18 protein-coding genes and 1 tRNA gene are annotated in these 17,994 nt (G+C 60.3%); 7 read left to right on the top strand and 12 right to left on the bottom strand.

Annotation, left to right across the window (positions count from 1 at the left end):
* Positions 1-75 precede the first annotated feature (75 nt).
* From copD to AC1RDQ_RS19775, 5 genes are all read right to left on the bottom strand, one after another.
* A complete protein-coding gene (gene copD, locus AC1RDQ_RS19795; RefSeq protein WP_492587935.1) occupies positions 76-999 on the bottom strand; it encodes a copper homeostasis membrane protein CopD in 924 nt (307 codons plus the stop codon).
* Between the two features lie 3 nt (positions 1,000-1,002).
* Positions 1,003-1,386, bottom strand: coding sequence for a copper homeostasis periplasmic binding protein CopC (gene copC / locus AC1RDQ_RS19790; RefSeq protein WP_090454177.1), 384 nt, complete (start codon positions 1,384-1,386; stop codon positions 1,003-1,005).
* A gap of 52 nt (positions 1,387-1,438) precedes the next feature.
* Positions 1,439-2,302: a copper resistance protein B gene (locus tag AC1RDQ_RS19785; protein WP_492587934.1), complete on the bottom strand. Its 864-nt coding sequence runs from the start codon at positions 2,300-2,302 to the stop codon at positions 1,439-1,441.
* A gap of 10 nt (positions 2,303-2,312) precedes the next feature.
* A complete protein-coding gene (locus AC1RDQ_RS19780) occupies positions 2,313-4,019 on the bottom strand; it encodes a copper resistance system multicopper oxidase (RefSeq protein ID WP_492587933.1) in 1,707 nt (568 codons plus the stop codon).
* Between the two features lie 107 nt (positions 4,020-4,126).
* Complete coding sequence (locus tag AC1RDQ_RS19775; protein ID WP_057715601.1) at positions 4,127-4,828, bottom strand: murein L,D-transpeptidase catalytic domain family protein; 702 nt, start codon at positions 4,826-4,828, stop codon at positions 4,127-4,129.
* Positions 4,829-4,909: 81 nt separating this feature from the next.
* On the opposite strand from AC1RDQ_RS19775, the gene AC1RDQ_RS19770 reads away from it, so the two are divergent.
* Entirely contained in the window at positions 4,910-6,664 is a 1,755-nt protein-coding gene (locus AC1RDQ_RS19770; RefSeq protein ID WP_492587932.1) for a L,D-transpeptidase family protein, read from the top strand.
* 168 nt (positions 6,665-6,832) lie between these two features.
* Here the strand turns inward: AC1RDQ_RS19770 and AC1RDQ_RS19765 are convergent, their stop codons facing one another.
* On the bottom strand, positions 6,833-7,300 hold the full coding sequence (locus tag AC1RDQ_RS19765; protein ID WP_090454186.1) for a hypothetical protein: 468 nt from the start codon (positions 7,298-7,300) through the stop codon (positions 6,833-6,835).
* A 208-nt stretch (positions 7,301-7,508) separates the two neighbouring features.
* Between AC1RDQ_RS19765 and AC1RDQ_RS19760 the strand changes: the two genes are divergently transcribed.
* On the top strand, positions 7,509-9,080 hold the full coding sequence (locus AC1RDQ_RS19760; RefSeq protein ID WP_492587931.1) for a sensor domain-containing diguanylate cyclase: 1,572 nt from the start codon (positions 7,509-7,511) through the stop codon (positions 9,078-9,080).
* A gap of 112 nt (positions 9,081-9,192) precedes the next feature.
* Positions 9,193-10,599, top strand: a complete 1,407-nt coding sequence (locus AC1RDQ_RS19755) for a DUF1254 domain-containing protein (RefSeq protein WP_407515325.1) — start codon at positions 9,193-9,195, stop codon at positions 10,597-10,599.
* 35 nt (positions 10,600-10,634) lie between these two features.
* Here AC1RDQ_RS19755 and AC1RDQ_RS19750 read toward each other — a convergent pair whose 3' ends face one another.
* A complete protein-coding gene (locus AC1RDQ_RS19750) occupies positions 10,635-10,961 on the bottom strand; it encodes a hypothetical protein (RefSeq protein WP_429521225.1) in 327 nt (108 codons plus the stop codon).
* Positions 10,962-11,308: 347 nt separating this feature from the next.
* Here AC1RDQ_RS19750 and AC1RDQ_RS19745 point away from each other — a divergent pair, with 347 nt between their 5' ends.
* Positions 11,309-12,103 carry an exodeoxyribonuclease III gene (locus AC1RDQ_RS19745; RefSeq protein ID WP_492587930.1) on the top strand — a complete coding sequence of 265 codons (795 nt, stop codon included), beginning with the start codon at positions 11,309-11,311 and terminating at the stop codon, positions 12,101-12,103.
* A 114-nt stretch (positions 12,104-12,217) separates the two neighbouring features.
* Positions 12,218-13,048, top strand: a complete 831-nt coding sequence (locus tag AC1RDQ_RS19740) for an arylamine N-acetyltransferase family protein (RefSeq protein ID WP_489340135.1) — start codon at positions 12,218-12,220, stop codon at positions 13,046-13,048.
* Positions 13,049-13,103: 55 nt separating this feature from the next.
* Here AC1RDQ_RS19740 and AC1RDQ_RS19735 read toward each other — a convergent pair whose 3' ends face one another.
* On the bottom strand, positions 13,104-13,409 hold the full coding sequence (locus AC1RDQ_RS19735) for a BrnA antitoxin family protein (protein WP_090454198.1): 306 nt from the start codon (positions 13,407-13,409) through the stop codon (positions 13,104-13,106).
* A gap of 3 nt (positions 13,410-13,412) precedes the next feature.
* The gene (locus tag AC1RDQ_RS19730; protein WP_492588005.1) at positions 13,413-13,694 is read right to left on the bottom strand and encodes a BrnT family toxin; all 282 of its coding nucleotides are present in this window, start codon (positions 13,692-13,694) and stop codon (positions 13,413-13,415) included.
* A gap of 254 nt (positions 13,695-13,948) precedes the next feature.
* On the opposite strand from AC1RDQ_RS19730, the gene AC1RDQ_RS19725 reads away from it, so the two are divergent.
* Positions 13,949-15,466 (top strand): nucleobase:cation symporter-2 family protein, encoded by a 1,518-nt coding sequence (locus AC1RDQ_RS19725; RefSeq protein WP_090454202.1) that lies wholly within the window; start codon positions 13,949-13,951, stop codon positions 15,464-15,466.
* A 134-nt stretch (positions 15,467-15,600) separates the two neighbouring features.
* Here AC1RDQ_RS19725 and AC1RDQ_RS19720 read toward each other — a convergent pair.
* A tRNA-Asn gene (locus tag AC1RDQ_RS19720) sits at positions 15,601-15,676 on the bottom strand.
* Positions 15,677-15,903: 227 nt separating this feature from the next.
* On the opposite strand from AC1RDQ_RS19720, the gene AC1RDQ_RS19715 reads away from it, so the two are divergent.
* A complete protein-coding gene (locus AC1RDQ_RS19715) occupies positions 15,904-16,134 on the top strand; it encodes a hypothetical protein (protein WP_057715591.1) in 231 nt (76 codons plus the stop codon).
* On the opposite strand, the gene AC1RDQ_RS19710 is transcribed toward AC1RDQ_RS19715, so the two are convergent.
* Together AC1RDQ_RS19710 and AC1RDQ_RS19705 are read right to left on the bottom strand one after the other, a co-directional pair.
* Positions 16,131-16,340, bottom strand: a complete 210-nt coding sequence (locus tag AC1RDQ_RS19710; protein WP_057715590.1) for a hypothetical protein — start codon at positions 16,338-16,340, stop codon at positions 16,131-16,133. The two genes, AC1RDQ_RS19715 and AC1RDQ_RS19710, sit on opposite strands and share 4 nt — an antisense overlap.
* 232 nt (positions 16,341-16,572) lie before the next feature.
* Positions 16,573-17,769, bottom strand: a complete 1,197-nt coding sequence (locus AC1RDQ_RS19705; protein ID WP_057715589.1) for an amino acid aminotransferase — start codon at positions 17,767-17,769, stop codon at positions 16,573-16,575.
* Positions 17,770-17,994: the final 225 nt, after the last annotated feature.

Below are 17,994 nucleotides of genomic sequence, written 5' to 3'. Positions count from 1 at the left end.
GTGCTGGAGTGGTTTTGAAAGGGGAGTGTAGTGAAACTTTCACCGGTGTGAAAAATCAACGCCCCTGAAGATGACTCACTCCACTTCCGGGCTCAACGTACCCAGCCACGCCACCAACCCCAAAATCAATATCGCCGCGGCCATTTCCACCCACACACTGCGTCGAAGTGCATGGGCTGCCACGCGATACTGGCCCTCTCGCAACGACCGCTCCAGCAAGGGGCCAAGATAAAAGCGGTTCAGCGCCGCCAACACCAGCATCCCGGCAAACAGCAGTACTTTGATCGCCAGCAAAACTCCGTAGTGGCTGAGTAAAACCTCATCGAGTTTCGGCCCGACAATGAAGAGGTAGTTCACCACGCCCGTCACGGTGATGATCACAACGACCAGCGCACCGACAAGCTCAAATCGCCTGACTGCGTGAGCCAGCAACCGTATGTGCGCTTCGGTTTGCAGGGCCCGGGGTTGCGCCATCAACGCAAACGCCAGCAACGCGCCGAGCCAGACACCCGCCACCAACAGGTGCAGGATGTCTGTAGCGAAATGCCAATAACGGCGACTGCCTTCGTCCATGGCGCCATGCCCGCTCCAGGCCAGGCTGGCGAGGGCGATGCCGCCAGCCGTGGCGGCGATCACCAGGCTGATGCCGGGGGCGCGTGGGTTGAGCATCAACGCCAAACCCGCGACCGCTAATGCAATCATCCGCACGGCCCAGGCCAACCCGACGTCCGTCTCGAACAGCATCATTTCGAGGTGAGGGCGCAACTCGGTAACGTCCGATTCACCGCTCATGACGCGGACCATCAGCACCATGCCGGCGATGGACAGCAGCGCGCCGAGCCCGGCTGTTCTCGTCAATAACCGGCGAAAGGGCAAGACTGTCCCGGATTGCCGTTCCTGTCCCTTGAAGCTGTAGAGCCCGAACAGCGCCACGCCAAACAACAACATCAAATCCACATACAACACAAACCGCAGCACGACGTTGGCCGAGTCGCTCATCGATCATTTCACTTTGAAGGTGACGTTGCCGGTGATCGGGTGGGTGTCCGACGACACCGCGCGCCATTCGACCTTGTAGGTGCCGGCAGCCAGGGGCGCTGCCGGGATGATGAACATGGTCTTCGGATCGCTGCCGCCGCTGACTTTGGCCTTGACCGGCATCGGGGCATGGGCCATGCCGGACATTTCGGTCATCAGCAGTTTTGCACCGGAAAACTGGGTGACGAGGTTTTCGGAGAAGTGCAGTTCGATCTTGTCGGGTGATGCACCTTCTACGCCTTCCGCCGGGGTGGAAGAGAGTAGTTTGGGGTGCGCTTGAGCGAGGGTGCTAACAAGCAGGCCGCTGAGCAACGCGACTGCGATAGCGGTGGGTTTGAAGATGCGCATGCAAGGTCCTTTACCGCTCGAAGCGGTTGTTGTTGGTTTTGGGTGAGTCTGTTCAGAACCACATCCGAACACCGAGCACGAGGCGGGTTTCGCTGCGGTCCTCGCCTTCGTCGTTGGCATAGTCGGCGGTGTTGCCGTAGGTGCGGTTCCAGGTCACGCCGAGGTAGGGCGCGAATTCCCGGCGGATTTCGTAGCGTAGGCGCAAGCCAGCCTCGGTGTTGGACAGCCCCGCGCCGATGCCCCGTTGCGGATCGTTTTTGCCGTAGGCGTTGAGCTCGACGGTCGGCTGCAGGATCAGCCGATTGGTAAGCAGGATGTCGTAGTCGCCTTCCAGCCGCACGGCGCTCTGACCGCCTTCGCCGATGAAGGCCGTGGCTTCGGCCTCGAAGTTGTACAGCGCCATGCCTTGCACGCCGAACGCGGCCCAGGTTTGTGGGGCACCGGGTTTGAAGTCCTGGCGCACGCCGCTGACGACGTCCCACCACGGGGATATGGCGTGGCCCCACAGGGCCTGGATTTCCGCGTCCTCGGTCACGCCGTTGGTGCGCTCGCCTTCGGAGCGCAGCCACAGGCGATCAATGTCACCGCCGACCCAACCGGACAAGTCCCAGGCCAGGGTGCTGCCGTCATCGGCGTCCTGCCATTCCAGTTTGTCGGCGAGGAAAAAGGAGTTGAGCGTGCTGTCATGTACGTGGTGGCCGGCGGGATCGGCATACACCGCAGCGCGATCGGCATCGGTCAGCACCGGGATCGGCGTGCGGCTTTCGCTGGGGGCGGCGGGCTGCATCTGGCCCTCGTCCATGCCTTGCATCTGGCCGTGGTCCATCTGGCTGTGATCCATGCCTTGCATGTCATCGCTGGCGGCCATTGCCGTCGAGGTCACGAGTGCGAAAAAAACCGGAGTGAATCGAATCATGGGGCGCACCTCATTCTTCCACGCGAACTTCACGGAACATGCCCATTTCCATGTGGTACAGGAGATGGCAGTGATAGGCCCAGCGGCCGAGCGCATCGGCCGTGACCCGATAGCTGCGCCGGGAGCCCGGTGGCATGTCGATGGTGTGTTTGCGCACCATGAACTGGCCGTTCTCGTCTTCGAGGTCGCTCCACATGCCATGCAGGTGGATGGGGTGCATCATCATCGTGTCGTTGACCAGAACGATCCGCAGCCGCTCGCCGTACTTGAGGCGCAACGGCTCTGCATCAGAGAACTTCACGCCGTTGAACGACCAGGCGAATTTTTCCATGTGGCCGGTCAGGTGCAGCTCAAGGGTGCGGCCAGGCTCGCGGCCGTCCGGGTCTTCGAAGGTGCTGCGCAGGTCGGAGTAGGTGAGTACGCGGCGCCCGTTGTTGCGCAGGCCCATGCCGGGGTCGTCGAGTTTCGGTGAGGTGGACATGGCTTGCATGTCCACCAGCGGGTTGTCGGTTTCCGAGGCCGGGTGGGACTGCATGCCGGGCATATCGCCCATGGCCATGTTGCTGTGATCCATGCCCGCCATGCTGCCGTGGTCCATGCCGCCCATGCCCATGTCATCCATGGTCACCAGGGGGCGCGGGTCCAGTGGCGGCAGCGGCGCAACCAGTCCTGTCTTCACCGCCAGGGTGCCCTGTGCGTATCCGGTGCGATCCATCGCCTGGGCGAACAGGGTGTAGGCCGCTTCGGTCGGTTCGACGATAACGTCGAAGGTTTCCGCCACGGCGATGCGAAACTCGTCGACGCTCACGGGTTTGACGTACAGGCCATCGGCGGCGACCACAGTCATTTTCAGGCCGGGGATGCGCACGTCGAAGTAGGTCATGGCCGAGCCGTTGATGAAGCGCAGCCGCAGCTTTTCCCCAGGGCGGAACACCCCGGTCCAGTTCGAATCCGGCGCCTGGCCGTTCAACAGGTAGGTGTAAGTGGCGCCGCCGACGTCCGCCAGGTCGGTGGGATTCATCTTCATCTCGGCCCACATTTTGCGATCGGCGACGGTCGGCCCCCAACCTTTTTCGCTGACGTCGTGGATGAAATCGCCCACGGTGCGTTTGTTGAAGTTGTAGTAATCGGACTGTTTTTTCAGCGTCTTCATCAGGCCGACCGGGTCTTCGTCGGTCCAGTCGCTGAGCATCACCACATAGTCGCGGTCGTACTGGAACGGCTCCGGATCTTTGGCGTCGATCACCAGCGGGCCGTAGACGCCGGATTGTTCCTGAAACCCCGAATGGCTGTGATACCAGTAGGTGCCGTTCTGGCGCACCGTGAACTGGTAGACGTACATGCCGCCGGGCTCGATGCCCTTGAAGCTCAGCCCCGGCACGCCGTCCATGTTGGCCGGCAGCAAGATGCCGTGCCAGTGGATGGACGTGCTGTCCTTGAGTCTGTTGCGCACCCGCAGCGTCACCGTATCGCCTTCACGCCAGCGCAGCAGCGGGCCGGGGATGCCGCCGTTGATGGTCATCGCGGTGCGTGGGTTGCCGCTGAAGTTGACCGGGGATTCGCCGATGAACAGGTCGAATTCATTACCGGCCAACACCTGCGGTTCGCCGGGACTGCTGATTGCCCAGGCCGGCGTGCGCCATAACCCGAGGCCGCCGAAGAGCCCGCCGATGGCCAGGCCTTTGACGAAGGTGCGTCTTGAGGTGTGGGAGTGCATGCCGTCTGTTCCGCCCGTCAGCCTGTTGAACTTGTCGATGAGGCTAGCAGGCGGTGCCTTTCAGCTGGCTGAGGCGAAGATTACAGTTTTGACAGGTTGGGCGTCGCTTACCGGCGTGAAGTGGACTTTTCCCTTGAGGCCACCGTGTCACCGCTGCAGTTGATGTAGGAAGACGACTTCAGCCAGCGTTGGTCCGGGTAGTAGGAAAACAACAACTGCCCGTCCTTCATCGAATCAATCAGCCGATGGGCAATCGCCGGTCTGACGGCCGGGCAACCCAGGCTGCGGCCGATGCGGCCATTGGCGCGGGCCAGCACCGGGCTGACATAGGGCGCGCCGTGAATGACGATGGCCCGGTCAAAGGCGTTATCGTTGAAGCCGGGCTCCAGGCCTTCCATGCGCAACGAGTAACCGTTCTGGCCGAGGTAGCTTTGTTGGGTGCGGAACAGACCGATGCTGGTGGCGTGGCTTTCGTTGCGGTTGGAGAACAGCGTGGCCATGTTTTCACCGCTGTTGCGGCCATGGGCGACCAGTTCGTGAAACAGCAACTTGCGCCGTTTAAGGTCGAAGACCCACAGGCGTTGTTCGGTCGAGGGCAGGGAGTAATCGATCACCGCCAGTCGTTGGGCGGGGGCGACACCTTGGGCACGGCTGCATTGAGTGGCACGAACGGCCAGGGCAATCACTTTGGCGTCGGCGCCGGGTGCTGCTTTGACCAGCGCGTTTTCAAGCGAATCGGCGTAGGCTGACGTTACTGAAAGGCACGTCAGTAAAATGGCAAATAAAAGGCCAAAGCGGATTAGCGCCATAGTCGGGTCTCATCATGATAATTTCGAGTCTAGCAGCGAGCGGAAAACTAGCCGTTTGAAACGGGGGATTAAGGATTATCCATGGTGCAGTTAACAAGGTCATTCGTCATAAGCCGCATATTTTTTATGGGCTTTCTGATCAGCGGTGCAGCGTTTGGGCAAGTTTCGCCGATTGAGCCGGTATCTGCGGCGAGCAGCACAATCGATGCCGCGGCGCCCGACGACGCGGTCGGCCAAGCGATTCAAGCGACGCTGGAACCGCTGCGATCGGCCTTTCCGCCGTTGCTCACGTCCAGGCGCCATCAGCGTGTGGATGTCAGCCGGGTGGTGCTGGATTTCTATATGCATCGCAACTATCGCGCCGCGTGGACGGATGATCGTGACGTGGCGCAATTACTCAAGAGCCTCGAAGCCACCCGGATCGACGGCCTGAATCCGGCGGATTTCCGCATCACCGAACTGGCTCAGGCCCATGAATCACTGGTGGCTGCCATGCCTTCCACGGCGCAACGGGCGATGTTCGACATGGCGGCGACCCGCACGTTCATCACCGCGCTGCTGCAACTGCGCCGGGGTAAAGTCGATCCGTCGCGGCTGGACATTCACTGGAATTTCGATCCTGCCGGCGGCAATGCCCACGAGGACATGAACAACCTGTTCGCCGCCCTCGATGCCCATGACGTTGCGCGTGCATTCGCCGATGCGCCTCCTCAGGAAGAGATTTACCGCAATTTGCGTGAAGGCCTGGCCCGGTTGCGCCAGGTCCATGATGCGGGCGGCTGGCCGAAAGTCACTGAAGGGCAATCGCTCAAGCCCGGCATGGACGGGGTGGCGGTGGCTCAATTGCGTGCGCGTCTGGTGGCGGGCGGTTACCTGGACGCGCACCTGTCGAAAAAAGCCGGTTACGACGACAAGGTCATCGCCGCGGTGAAGAAGTATCAGACCGAGCAATACCTGGGGGCCGATGGCGTGGCAGGGGCGGCGACGCTGGCGGCGCTGAACGTGCCGGTCGAGGCGCGGATCGATCAGGTGCGGGTCAACATGGAGCGCGCCCGGTGGCTGTTGTACAAACTGCAGGGCACGTTTGTGATCGTCGATATCGCCGGATACAAGGTGGCGATGTACCGTGACGGTCTGCCGATCTGGCGTTCGCGAGTGCAGGTTGGCAAGCCGGTGCGCAGTACGCCGGTATTCCAGGCCGAAATCACCTACATCACGTTCAACCCGACCTGGACCGTGCCGCCGACCATCCTCAAGCAGGACGTGATTCCGAAAGTCCAGAACGATCCGGGTTATCTGGCGGCCAACCGGATTCGCGTGCTGGATCGCGAAGGCAATGTGCTCGATCCGTCGAGTGTCGACTGGAGCAACCCGCGAGGCATCCACCTGCGTCAGGATGCCGGCCCCGACAGTTCGCTGGGGCAGGTGGTGATCCGCTTCCCCAACGACTATGCGATTTACCTGCATGACACGCCGCACCGCGAGCTGTTTGCCAAGACAGTCCGGGCCACCAGTTCAGGCTGCATCCGCGTGGAAAACCCCTTGCAACTGGTCGAGCTGTTGTTTAACGACCCGGTACGCTGGAACAGCGCCGGGATTCAAAAACAGTTGGCCAATGGCAGGACCGAGAACATCCCGCTACCGGTGAAAGTGCCGGTGTTGTTGGCTTACTGGACCGTGGATCTGAGCAATGACGGGCGGGTGACGTTCAAGCCCGACATTTATGATTACGATGCCAGGGTACTGCAGGGCTTGAGTCAGCCTACGAAATTGCCAGCTCTGGACTTGCGTCGCGCAGAGATACCGCTGGTGGTGACGGGGCAGAACAAGCTGTAACGAAAGACTGAAAACGGGCGCTATGGGCTAATGCTAATACTGTAGGAGCGAGCTTGCTCGCGATGGTCGTTAACGATACCGCGTGTTTACTGGCTAAACGCAGCGCCCTTGAGTCCATCGCGAGCAAGCTCGCTCCTACAGGTATTACCAAGCCGTTCGGCAATCACCCTAAAGCGCCAGCCCTTGTTGCACCGCTAAAAGCAGATCGCTTTCCGTCAGCGCCACCGCGTCCAGTTGTACTGTGGCCTGCTCGATCGTTTGTAGCCACCAGTGTGTTTCACCGTGTTCGTCCACGGTGCGCAACAGGGCGAACTCTTTGGGTTGTGAGTGAATTTCGACCCGTCCCTCGCCATCGGCTGTGAAGCGTGCAACCGGGTCAAAGGTAAGGCTGTGGGCGTTGCCGGAGATTACCAACTGGTCGATGGCATAGCGGTAAGTGCCCCGGATCGGGCAAATCTCGATCACATGGGTGGGGTTGCGCCGCAGGACCAGGCCAACTTCGGTCAAGGGCTGCAGCCAGGTCTCTATCCGTTGATACAGTTCGTAGACCTGGCCCGGCCAGGTATCGATCGCCTGATCCGCGCTGGCAAGCCGTGTTTGTTTCAATTTTGCCGCGAGCTCGTCTGCCTTGCTCATGTCGATTCCCTGTATTGAGGTCAATTTAATCGTAGCTCGTTGGCGAGCAGGCAGCGCTGTCCTGGGTCATGTTTGCAGCACCACCGGGCAAGTGTGACCACTGGGCAAGTGGCCACCCATTTGTCCTGGATAACCCCGTAAACTACGCCACCCGAAGACTGAGGGCTTTGGGGCGTTGCCCATGCCTTGCCCCCGACAGGATGAACTTTTGCCCACGCGCTTGAACGACCCGGACCACGCCCCTGGCATCGCATTGAAACGCATACCGCTGCGCAAGGCCGCGGTATTGTTTATTGCCACGGTGTGCCTGTGCCTGTGCGGTTTGCTCTACCTGCAATTGGAACAGTCCCGTCGCCACGACCTGAGCCTGGCGCAAGTGGCGTCTTCGAACCTGACGCGGGCCATGGCGCAGCAAGCCGAAGACACCTTCATGAAGGCCGACCTGGTGTTGACCAGCCTGGTGGACTGGATTCAGGTCGACGGGTTCGGCCCGGACCAACGGCCACGCTTGCAGCAGACCTTCGCTCGGCGCGTGCTGGCGCTGGATCAGTTGCACGGCATCCTGCTGTTCGACCAGAAGGGCCAGTGGGTGGTGACCTCGTTTGAAAATCTGCCTCGGGGGCCCGGCGTCGCCGATCGCGAGTACTTCAAGTATCACCAGCAGAACGTATCGTCGGTGGCGCATATCGGCCCGGCCATTCGCAGTCGGGAAAACGGTGAGTGGATCATTCCGGTTTCCAAACGGGTCAATGACAAGAACGGCCGTTTCCAGGGCGTATTGCTGGCCGGGATCAAGATGTCGTACTTCGACCAGTTCTTCAAAAGCTTCAGCCTCGACGACAACGGCTCGATGTTTCTCGGCCTGACCGATGGCACGCTGTTGGCGCGTCGACCTTTTGTGGAGGCGCAGATTGGCACGTCGTTGGCCCAGAGCGAGATTTTCCAGAAGTCCCTGCCACTGGCCAGCTCCGGCAATGCGATGTTCACATCCATCATCGATGGTGTGACACGCCTTTACGGTTACCGACAGCTGGAGGCGTATCCGCTGGTGGTCACGGCGGCGTCGTCCACGGAATCCATTCTTGCGGGCTGGTACGACACGGCGTTTCGCTCCAGTCTCATTGTTGCCCTGGTATTGCTGGGCGTGGGGCTGTTCGGGTGGGTGTTCCTGCATCAGGTGCGTGTTGGCGAGCGGGTCGAGTCGGATTTGCGCAGGGCACAGCAAGCGCTGGAGCTGATCGCCACCCACGACAGCCTGACCGGATTGGCCAACCGCCGATTGTTCGAGCGGGCGCTGGACGTCGAGTTCGGGCGCGGCGCCCGGCAGGCGAGCCCTTTGAGCCTGATCATGCTCGATATCGATTACTTCAAGCGCTACAACGACACCTACGGCCACGTGGTGGGGGATCACTGTCTGGCCGAAGTGGCACGCGCGCTGAAGAGTTGCTGCCACCGCAAGGCCGATCTGGCGGTGCGTTACGGCGGCGAAGAGTTTGCGGTGCTGCTGCCGGACACCGACATCCACGGCGCCATGACGATTGCCGAGCAGATCCGCCGCAGCGTCATCGACAAGCACATCAGCCACACCGGCTCGCCCAATGGCTACGTGACGGTGAGTCTTGGTTGCTATTCGTTCGTGCCGTCGGGGCGTGACAGCATGGATGTGTTTGTCGAGCGGGCGGATGCGGCGTTGTATCAGGCCAAGCATTCGGGGAGAAACCGCGTGGCAACGTTGTCGATGGCCGGTGGCGTCGAGGCGTTGATGCGCTCCGACCGTTGAGGTGCTGTTGCTGCCGGTGGTCTGTCTCCCGTACCTGGCGGAATTGATCGTCTAGAGTTCCGATTGTTCTGTCGATCCCGGCAGACATCCACTCGCATGGACGATCGCCAACATGTTGATACCTCAAACGTTGACAGCCGTTGCTTTGACCGTCGCAGCCACTGCCATCTTTCCGCTGGCCAGCCACGCGCAATCGAAAATCACCGCCGAAGAAGCTCACTCGATCGGCGTGGATGCCTACATCTATTTTTACCCGCTGCTGAGCATGGACGTCACTCGCAAGCAGTTCACCAACATCGAGCCGGGCAAGGAGTTCGGTAAAGGCCCGATGAACATGTTTGTGAGTGTGCCGCAGTACCCGCCTGCCGATTTCAGAGGGGTGGTGCGCTCTAATTTCGACACGTTGTATTCGATTGCCTGGCTGGACTTGACCAAGGAACCGCTGGTGATCGCCGCGCCCGATACCGATGGGCGTTTCTACCTGTTACCGATGCTGGATATGTGGACCGACGTATTCGCTTCGCCGGGCTGGCGCACCACGGGCACTGAGGCCGGGCAATTTCTGGTGACGCCGCCGGGATGGACCGGGACGGTGCCCGCCGGGATGAGCCACCTGCCGGCGCCAACTCCGTTTGTCTGGGTCATCGGCCGTACCAAGACTGATGGCGCGGCGGATTACGCGGCGGTGCACAAGATCCAGGCCGGTTACACGGTTACGCCGTTGTCCCGGTTGGGCAAGGAGCCTGAAGCCGTCACCGTGAAGGTCGACCCGGCGGTGGACATGAAAACGCCACCGAAGATTCAGGTCGATTCCATGTCGGCTGCCAACTACTTCACTTACGCTGCCGAACTGCTGAAAGTGAATCCGCCGCACAGCACCGACCAGCCCATGCTGGCGCAGATCAAACGGATCGGCATCGAACCCGGCAAGTCGTTCGACATGGACACGCTGGATCCGCAAATCCAGGCCGCGCTGCAAAGCGTGCCCCAGGATGCGCAGGCCTTGATGACCTGGAAAGTGCCGACCCTGGCGCGGGAGGTCAATGGCTGGTCGATGAACACTGACACCATGGGCGTCTACGGCAACTACTACCTCAAGCGCGCCATCGTTACGCAGGTGGGGCTCGGTGCCAACCTGCCCGAGGACGCGATTTATCCGTTGAACATCGGCGACAGCAACGGCAAGCCGCTCGAGGGCGCAAACAAGTATGTGCTGCATTTCAACAAGGGCGAGGCGCCGCCAGTGAATGCCTTCTGGTCGATCACCCTGTATGACCCGGAAGGGTTCCAGGTCGCCAACTCACTCAATCGTTTTGCGGTCAGTAGCTGGATGCCGTTCAAGAACAACGCCGATGGCTCGCTGGATCTCTACTTCCAGAACGAAAGCCCTGGCAAGGATCTGGAGGCCAACTGGCTACCGGCACCCAAAGGGCCGTTCAACCTGACCATGCGTCTGTACGGCCCGAAAGCCGAGGTGCTGAATGGCAAGTGGAACCCGCCAGCGGTCAAGCCGATGTAGGCCTCAGGTGACAAAAAGCGGCCAATGACGGCATGTCATTGGCGGCTTTTGCCTGTCCAGCTACCCGTTCCGCCGCCAGCACCGCCGGTTCCGCCACCGGGCGCACCGGTGCCGCCGCCCGCGCCACTGCCCGGGCCATTGACGCCGGTGCTGCCGCTTGACGAGCCGGGGTTCTGTCCGCGCCCGTTATTACCCGAGGGATCGCTGGGCCTGTTGTTGTCTGGCAGCAGAGTTGAGCTGCGGGTTGCGCCGGGTGCCGTACCGGTCGCGCCAGGACCATCGCCGGACGCCGCAAACGTGGCCAGGGACGTCGCCGACAACCATCCGGCCATGAGCAGCGAAGTCATTCTTATGTTCATCATGGTCGTCTCCCGGGATGAGTCGTTACCTGATGTTAGTGTGAAGGGTCACGCGGTTGGTGCCGACCCGGTTGACGAGTGGCACGGGGCCTCAGGGGGCCACCGATCCATGGCCAAACGAGAACCCTGTGGGAGCGGGCTTGCCCGCGAAAGCGACAGGTCAGGCAAATGGTTGGCCACTGATACGACGCCATCGCGAGCAAGCTCGCTCCCACACAGCTCTCAGCGTCAGCAAGGCCTATGATCGACCAGCGTGCGCTCAAGGTGCTAGCGCCCCGGGATCGCTGACGCAACCTGCGAAACCTGACGGTGTCACACGTCAGGCACCTCGTCCTCAGGAGTGTCCGTTCATGAAAAAGTTGCGGATCGCCACGTTCAACGTCAATGGCCTGCGCGCACGCCTGCCGAATCTGTTGGCCTGGCTTGAGCGGGAAAAACCGGATATCGCCTGCCTGCAGGAATTGAAGGCAGTGGACAGCGCATTCCCGGCGGCTGAGCTTGAAGCGGCCGGCTACGGTGCCATTTGGCAGGGTCAGGCGTCCTGGAACGGCGTGGCGATCCTGGCGCGGGATGCGCAGCCGCTGGAAAGCCGACGCGGGTTGCCCGGCGATGACAGCGACAACCATAGTCGGTATCTGGAAGCCGCTGTCCACGGAGTTCTGGTGGGTTGCCTGTATTTGCCCAACGGCAACCCGCAACCGGGGCCGAAATTCGATTACAAGCTGGCGTGGTTCGAACGGCTTATCCGTTACGCGCAGACGCTTGAAGGCAGCGAACATCCGGTGGTGCTGGCGGGGGACTACAACGTGGTGCCCACCGACCTGGACATCTACAACCCGCGCTCCTGGCTCAAGGACGCCTTGCTGCAACCGGAAAGTCGGGAGTGCTACCAGCGGTTGCTGGACCAGGGCTGGACCGATTCATTGCGGCACTTGCATCCACAGGATCGGCTCTACACGTTCTGGGATTATTTCCGTCAGCACTGGCAGAAAAACTCGGGGCTGCGCATTGACCATCTGCTGCTCAACCCGGCCCTGAGTCCGTATCTGCAAGACGCCGGGGTGGATGCGTGGGTGCGCAACGAGCCCCATGCCAGTGACCACGCGCCCACCTGGATTCAATTGGGCTCGCTCAAGCGGCGTTGAGTTTTTTCATGCCGGGTGATTGGCTAAATCAATTGTCGGCGGCAGTGCTTGATCCCGTATACATAGCGGCCACTGGCGGAGCAATCCGCCGCTTGCGTGCAAAAGGACTGAACGATGAGCGAGCCACGCCTGACCGACCGTGCTTTGTATCTGGAACGCCTGGGCTTCGATGCACCTCCAGCACCGACCCTGGAAACCTTGCGCCAGCTGCAATTGCGCCATACCGGCGTTTTCCCGTTTGAAAACCTCACCACATTATCCGGCGAGCCGGTGCTGATCGACTTGCCGTCCATAGAGCAGAAGGTCTTGCACGAAGGTCGTGGCGGTTACTGCTACGAACTCAACAACCTGTTCCTGGCCTTGCTACAGGAATTGGGTTTCGACGCCCGTGCCATCAGCGGCCGGGTGGTGATGGGGCAGCCGGAGGGCTCCTGGACTGCCCGGACCCACCGCCTGAGCCTGGTCATCATCAATGACGTGCGCTACATCACCGACGTCGGCTTCGGCGGCATGGTACCGACCGCGCCCCTGTTGCTTGATACCCGCGCCGAACAACCAACCCCGCACGAGTCGTATCGCATCGATCTGCACGTCGACGGCTTTACCCTGCGCGCCAACGTTGCGGGTGAATGGCGAGCGATGTACATCTTCGACCTACAACGCCAGGAAGATATCGATTTTGCTGTGGGCAACTGGTACGTCTCGACCCACCCCGAGTCGTCTTTCGTCAAGCAGTTGATGGTGGCACGCACCGGGGAGGGGTGGCGACGCACGCTCAACAATGGCAGCTTCGCGATTCACCGGATTGGCCATGACAGCGAGCGGCGGGAGGTGACGGATGTTCAGGAACTGATTGGCCTGCTGGGCAGCGAGTTCGGCATTCGCGTACCGGAACAGGCGCAATTGGCACGGACTCTGAAACGATTGATCGCAGCACCGCAGTAACAGGCTGATCCTGGACATCGCACAGAGCTGATCCGATTGATCGGCCCTTTGTGTTTCAGGGCCGAACACCCGGCTCCATCACCCGTTGGATTTCGCGCAAGGCCTCTGCCAGTTTCTGCTCCAGCCCCTTGAGTTCGGCAGGGGTGAGGGTTTGTTTCAGGTGTGCGCTCTTGCCTTCGTTGAGCAGGGCTCGGCGCAAGGTATTGTTGATCACCGTCTGGTAGCCGTACCCCTCGTGTTCTGCCAGTGCGCGGGCTGCTTCGATGACTGCGTCATCGAGCATGATGGTAATGCGGGTCTTGCCTTTGGCAGGCGCCACGGCCCCCCGCCTGGCGTTACTGAAATCGTATTCGTCTTTCATCGGTCATGCCTCCAGGTACTGACGACGCTCGCTTTTGGTGGCGATGCGCGCGGAAATGATTCGAACGAAATTCGGATCGCGGTGGGTGTACACGACAACCAGCAACCGGCCTTTGGCGTCCAGCCCCAGGGTGATCCAGCGTTGTTCATCATGGTGGTTGTCCTCGATGGTCAGCGCTCGCTCGTCATGGAATACCGGTTCAGTCTCTGCGAGGCTGATGCCTTGGTGCTTGAGTTTGTTGGCTGCGTTCTTGGCCTTGTGGGACTGAATTTCGAATGACTTTATTATGCATACTTTATATGTATATAGAAGAGGCGGGCCTTACCGATGGTCGCCAGGAATTCAAAAGACTAGTCAGCACGCGGGTGCGGGCGGCGAGGGATGTATTTCAAGGTTTTTGGCGTGGCCAGGAGGGTGGGTGTCAGGCGGAAATGGACAAGTATCCATTTTGTGACTGATAAGTTGTATACAACTCTATAGACATTTGTCCTATGTCTTGCATACAGTGTGCGCATAACAAAAACCAGGGAACCCCCTCCATGAAAACGCCCCATGTTTCACACCAACGGCCCGAGGACGAAAATCTTGGGATCGGCGCGAATATGGCTTATGGCCTGCAACATGTTCTGACCATGTATGGCGGTATCGTCGCGGTGCCATTGATCATCGGCCAGGCGGCCGGGCTCTCGCCGGCGGACATCGGTTTGTTGATTGCTGCTTCATTGTTTGCGGGGGGGCTGGCAACACTGCTGCAAACCCTGGGTTTACCGTTTTTTGGTTGTCAATTGCCGCTGGTGCAGGGCGTATCCTTCTCCGGCGTCGCGACCATGGTGGCGATTGTCAGCAGTGGCGGGGAGGGCGGGTTTCAATCGGTGCTGGGGGCGGTGATAGCGGCGTCCCTGATCGGGTTACTGATAACCCCGGTGTTCTCGCGTATCACCAAGTTCTTCCCGCCGCTGGTGACCGGCATCGTGATTACCACCATTGGCCTGACGCTGATGCCGGTAGCCGCGCGCTGGGCAATGGGCGGCAACAGCCATGCGCCGGACTTCGGCAGCACGGCGAACATCGGTCTGGCGGCGGTAACGCTGGTGCTGGTACTGCTGCTGAGCAAAATCGGCAGTGCGACCATCTCTCGCCTGTCGATTCTGTTGGCCATGGTCATTGGTACGGTGATCGCGGTGTTCCTTGGCATGGCGGATTTCTCGTCCGTAACCCAGGGCCCGATGTTCGGCTTCCCGACGCCGTTCCACTTCGGCATGCCGACCTTTCACTTTGCTGCGATCCTGTCGATGTGCATCGTGGTGATGGTGACGCTGGTGGAGACCTCGGCGGACATTCTGGCCGTCGGCGAGATCATCGGCACCAAGGTTGACTCCAAGCGCCTGGGCAACGGTCTGCGCGCCGACATGCTGTCGAGCATGTTCGCGCCGATCTTCGGTTCCTTCACCCAGAGCGCCTTCGCCCAGAACGTCGGTCTGGTGGCGGTCACCGGCATCAAGAGCCGCTACGTGGTGGCAACCGGCGGTCTGTTCCTGGTGATCCTCGGTCTGCTGCCCTTCATGGGCCGGGTCATCGCCGCCGTACCGACCTCCGTATTGGGTGGCGCTGGCATCGTGCTGTTCGGTACCGTCGCGGCCAGCGGCATTCGGACCTTGTCCAAGGTCGACTACCGCAACAACGTCAACCTGATCATCGTCGCGACCTCGATTGGCTTCGGCATGATCCCGATCGCGGCACCTAGCTTCTACGATCACTTCCCGAGCTGGTTCGCGACCATTTTCCATTCGGGCATCAGTTCTTCGGCAATCATGGCCATCGTGCTGAACCTGACCTTCAACCATCTGACTGCCGGTAACTCCGACCAGCAATCGGTGTTTGCGGCCGGTACCGAGCGGGTGCTGCGTTATCAGGATCTGGCGGCGTTGCGTGAAGGGGACTACTTCAGTGACGGTAAACTGCACGATTGCGACGGCAAGGAGATTCCGGTGCTGGAATCGGAACACGGCGTGGCGGAACCACGGGCGGTCCACACGAAAAGCAGTGAGCATGTCTGACGTTCACGGCAACTGAAAAAAGCCGATCTGTCGAATAGACAGATCGGCTTTTTGCTTTTCAGGCGTTGGCTTTTCAATCGACCACAAAAAAGCCCCTGGATCTTTCGATTCAGGGGCTTTTCGATGTTGCTGTCTGGCTCCACGACCTGGACTCGAACCAGGGACCCAGTGATTAACAGTCACTTGCTCTACCAACTGAGCTATCGCGGAATGGCGCGTATCTTACTGATTCAAAAAGAGAAGTCAAGCATTGAATAACAATTGGAGCGAATCATCGGGACGGACGGTGGTTTGGCGGCGATTGGCGGTTACCAGGATCGCCCCAGAGGTCTACCATGGCCGCCCGGAAGTGGTGACACGCGCTGCCGGCCATTCGCCGAAAAGGTACGCGCCATGAATCATTTGACCCTCACACCTCGACACCACGGGGTGCACCCATGAGCATCTCTCTGATCAGCCTGCCCAAAGGTGTCGGCCCTCACGCCGAAAAGTTGTTCGACGCCATCACTCAGGCCGGCACCGCTGAAGCATTGAACCGTGCTGGCGGCAAGGCCGAAGGTTTTGTCCTGGGCCTGGAAAGCACTAAAGCGATCAAGAGCCAGGTCGCTGAATCGCTATACGTCGCCTACGACGACGCTGCCAGCCAGCGTGCGACCGAACTGGCTTAACCGCCGAAGGTAATCGTGCCAAGCATCAGTTTGGCGTAGAGCGCCGTGGCACCCAATTGCACCAGCCACAGGGCCAGGCCGCCGAGAAACACACCGGCGGCCACTTGCATCACCAGGTTGTTGCCGCGTTTTGCCGGGGCGCGGGGGGTGAAGTGATCCAGGTCATCCAGGTCATCGCGGTCGGCGCGCAGGTCATCGTTTTTCATATGGGTTCTCGGGAATGCTTAGTACATAAATCCTGTGGGAGCGGGCTTGCTCGCGAAAGCGGTGGGTCAGGTTGTACAAGTATTGAATGTACTGCCGTCTTCGCGAGCAAGCCCGCTCCCACATTTTGACTTGTGTGGAGTTTAGAGGGCTGGGTCGTTGCGTTGAGAATTATCTGTGACAAATAAAAAACGGGAAGCCACATGGCTTCCCGTTTTTCATTTCAAGGTGTCATCAGATGACTTGGACGATAGCGTCCGTCACAACCTTGATGTTGCTCTGGTTCAACGCGGCCACGCAGATGCGGCCGGTGTCCAGGGCGTAGATGCCGAACTCGTTGCGCAGGCGGTGAACTTGCTCAACCGTCAGGCCGGAGTAGGAGAACATGCCGCACTGACGACCGACGAAGCTGAAATCGCGCTGAGGCGCTTTTTGTGCCAGCAGGTCGACCATCTGGGTACGCATGCCACGAATGCGCAGGCGCATTTCGGCCAGTTCGGCTTCCCACTGGGCGCGCAGTTCCGGGCTGTTCAGCACTGCAGCGACAACGCTGGCACCGTGGGTCGGCGGGTTGGAGTAGTTGGTGCGGATCACGCGTTTGACTTGCGACAACACGCGCGCGCTTTCTTCTTTCGATTCGCTGACGATCGACAGGGCACCCACGCGCTCGCCGTACAGCGAGAACGACTTGGAGAAGGAGCTGGAGGCGAAGAAAGTCAGGCCCGACTCGGCAAACAGGCGTACGGCAGCGGCGTCTTCGTCGATGCCATCGCCGAAGCCCTGGTAGGCCATGTCGAGGAACGGCACGTGGCCTTTGGCTTTGACCACGTCCAGGACGTTTTTCCAGTCCGCCGGGCTCAGGTCCACGCCGGTCGGGTTGTGGCAGCAGGCGTGCAGCACAATGATCGAGCCGTTTGGCAGCGCGTTCAGGTCTTCCAGCATGCCGGTACGGTTCACGTCGTGGGTCGCGGCGTCGTAGTAACGGTAGTTCTGCACCGGGAAACCGGCGGTTTCGAACAGCGCGCGGTGGTTTTCCCAGCTCGGGTCGCTGATCGCCACAACGGCGTTCGGCAGCAGTTGCTTGAGGAAGTCGGCACCGATTTTCAGTGCGCCAGTACCGCCAACGGCCTGGGTGGTGATTACACGGCCGGCAGCGATCAGCGGCGAGTCATTGCCGAACAGCAGCTTTTGCACGGCCTGGTCGTAGGCGGCGATGCCGTCGATTGGCAGGTAGCCACGGGAAACGTGTTGAGCGGCGCGAATGGTTTCGGCTTCGACAACGGCGCGCAGGAGTGGAATTCGCCCCTCCTCGTTGCAGTAAACACCGACCCCCAGGTTGACTTTGTTGGTCCGGGTATCGGCGTTGAATGCTTCGTTGAGGCCCAGGATTGGATCGCGTGGTGCCATTTCGACAGCGGAGAACAGGCTCATTATTGCGGCGGCTCTGAATGGAGTGTGGAGGGACGTGTCGCGCTCCAGCCGAATGCACTAGAGCGGTGCACAAACGGGGAGCTAGTATAGAGGCCATCCGCGATCAATGGCGACAGGCTATTCGGCTTTTAAGGTAAGTTTTTCCGATTATTTTGCGACCGTTAGTCGAAAGGCGTCGGCAAAGGTTTTGCGCGATGTAGGACGTTTGCCTTGAAAGCGCTGGCA

It is taken from the genome of Pseudomonas sp. GW823-FHT02E01 (genome assembly GCF_058797535.1).
This window is presented reverse-complemented; position numbering and strand designations above follow the sequence as displayed.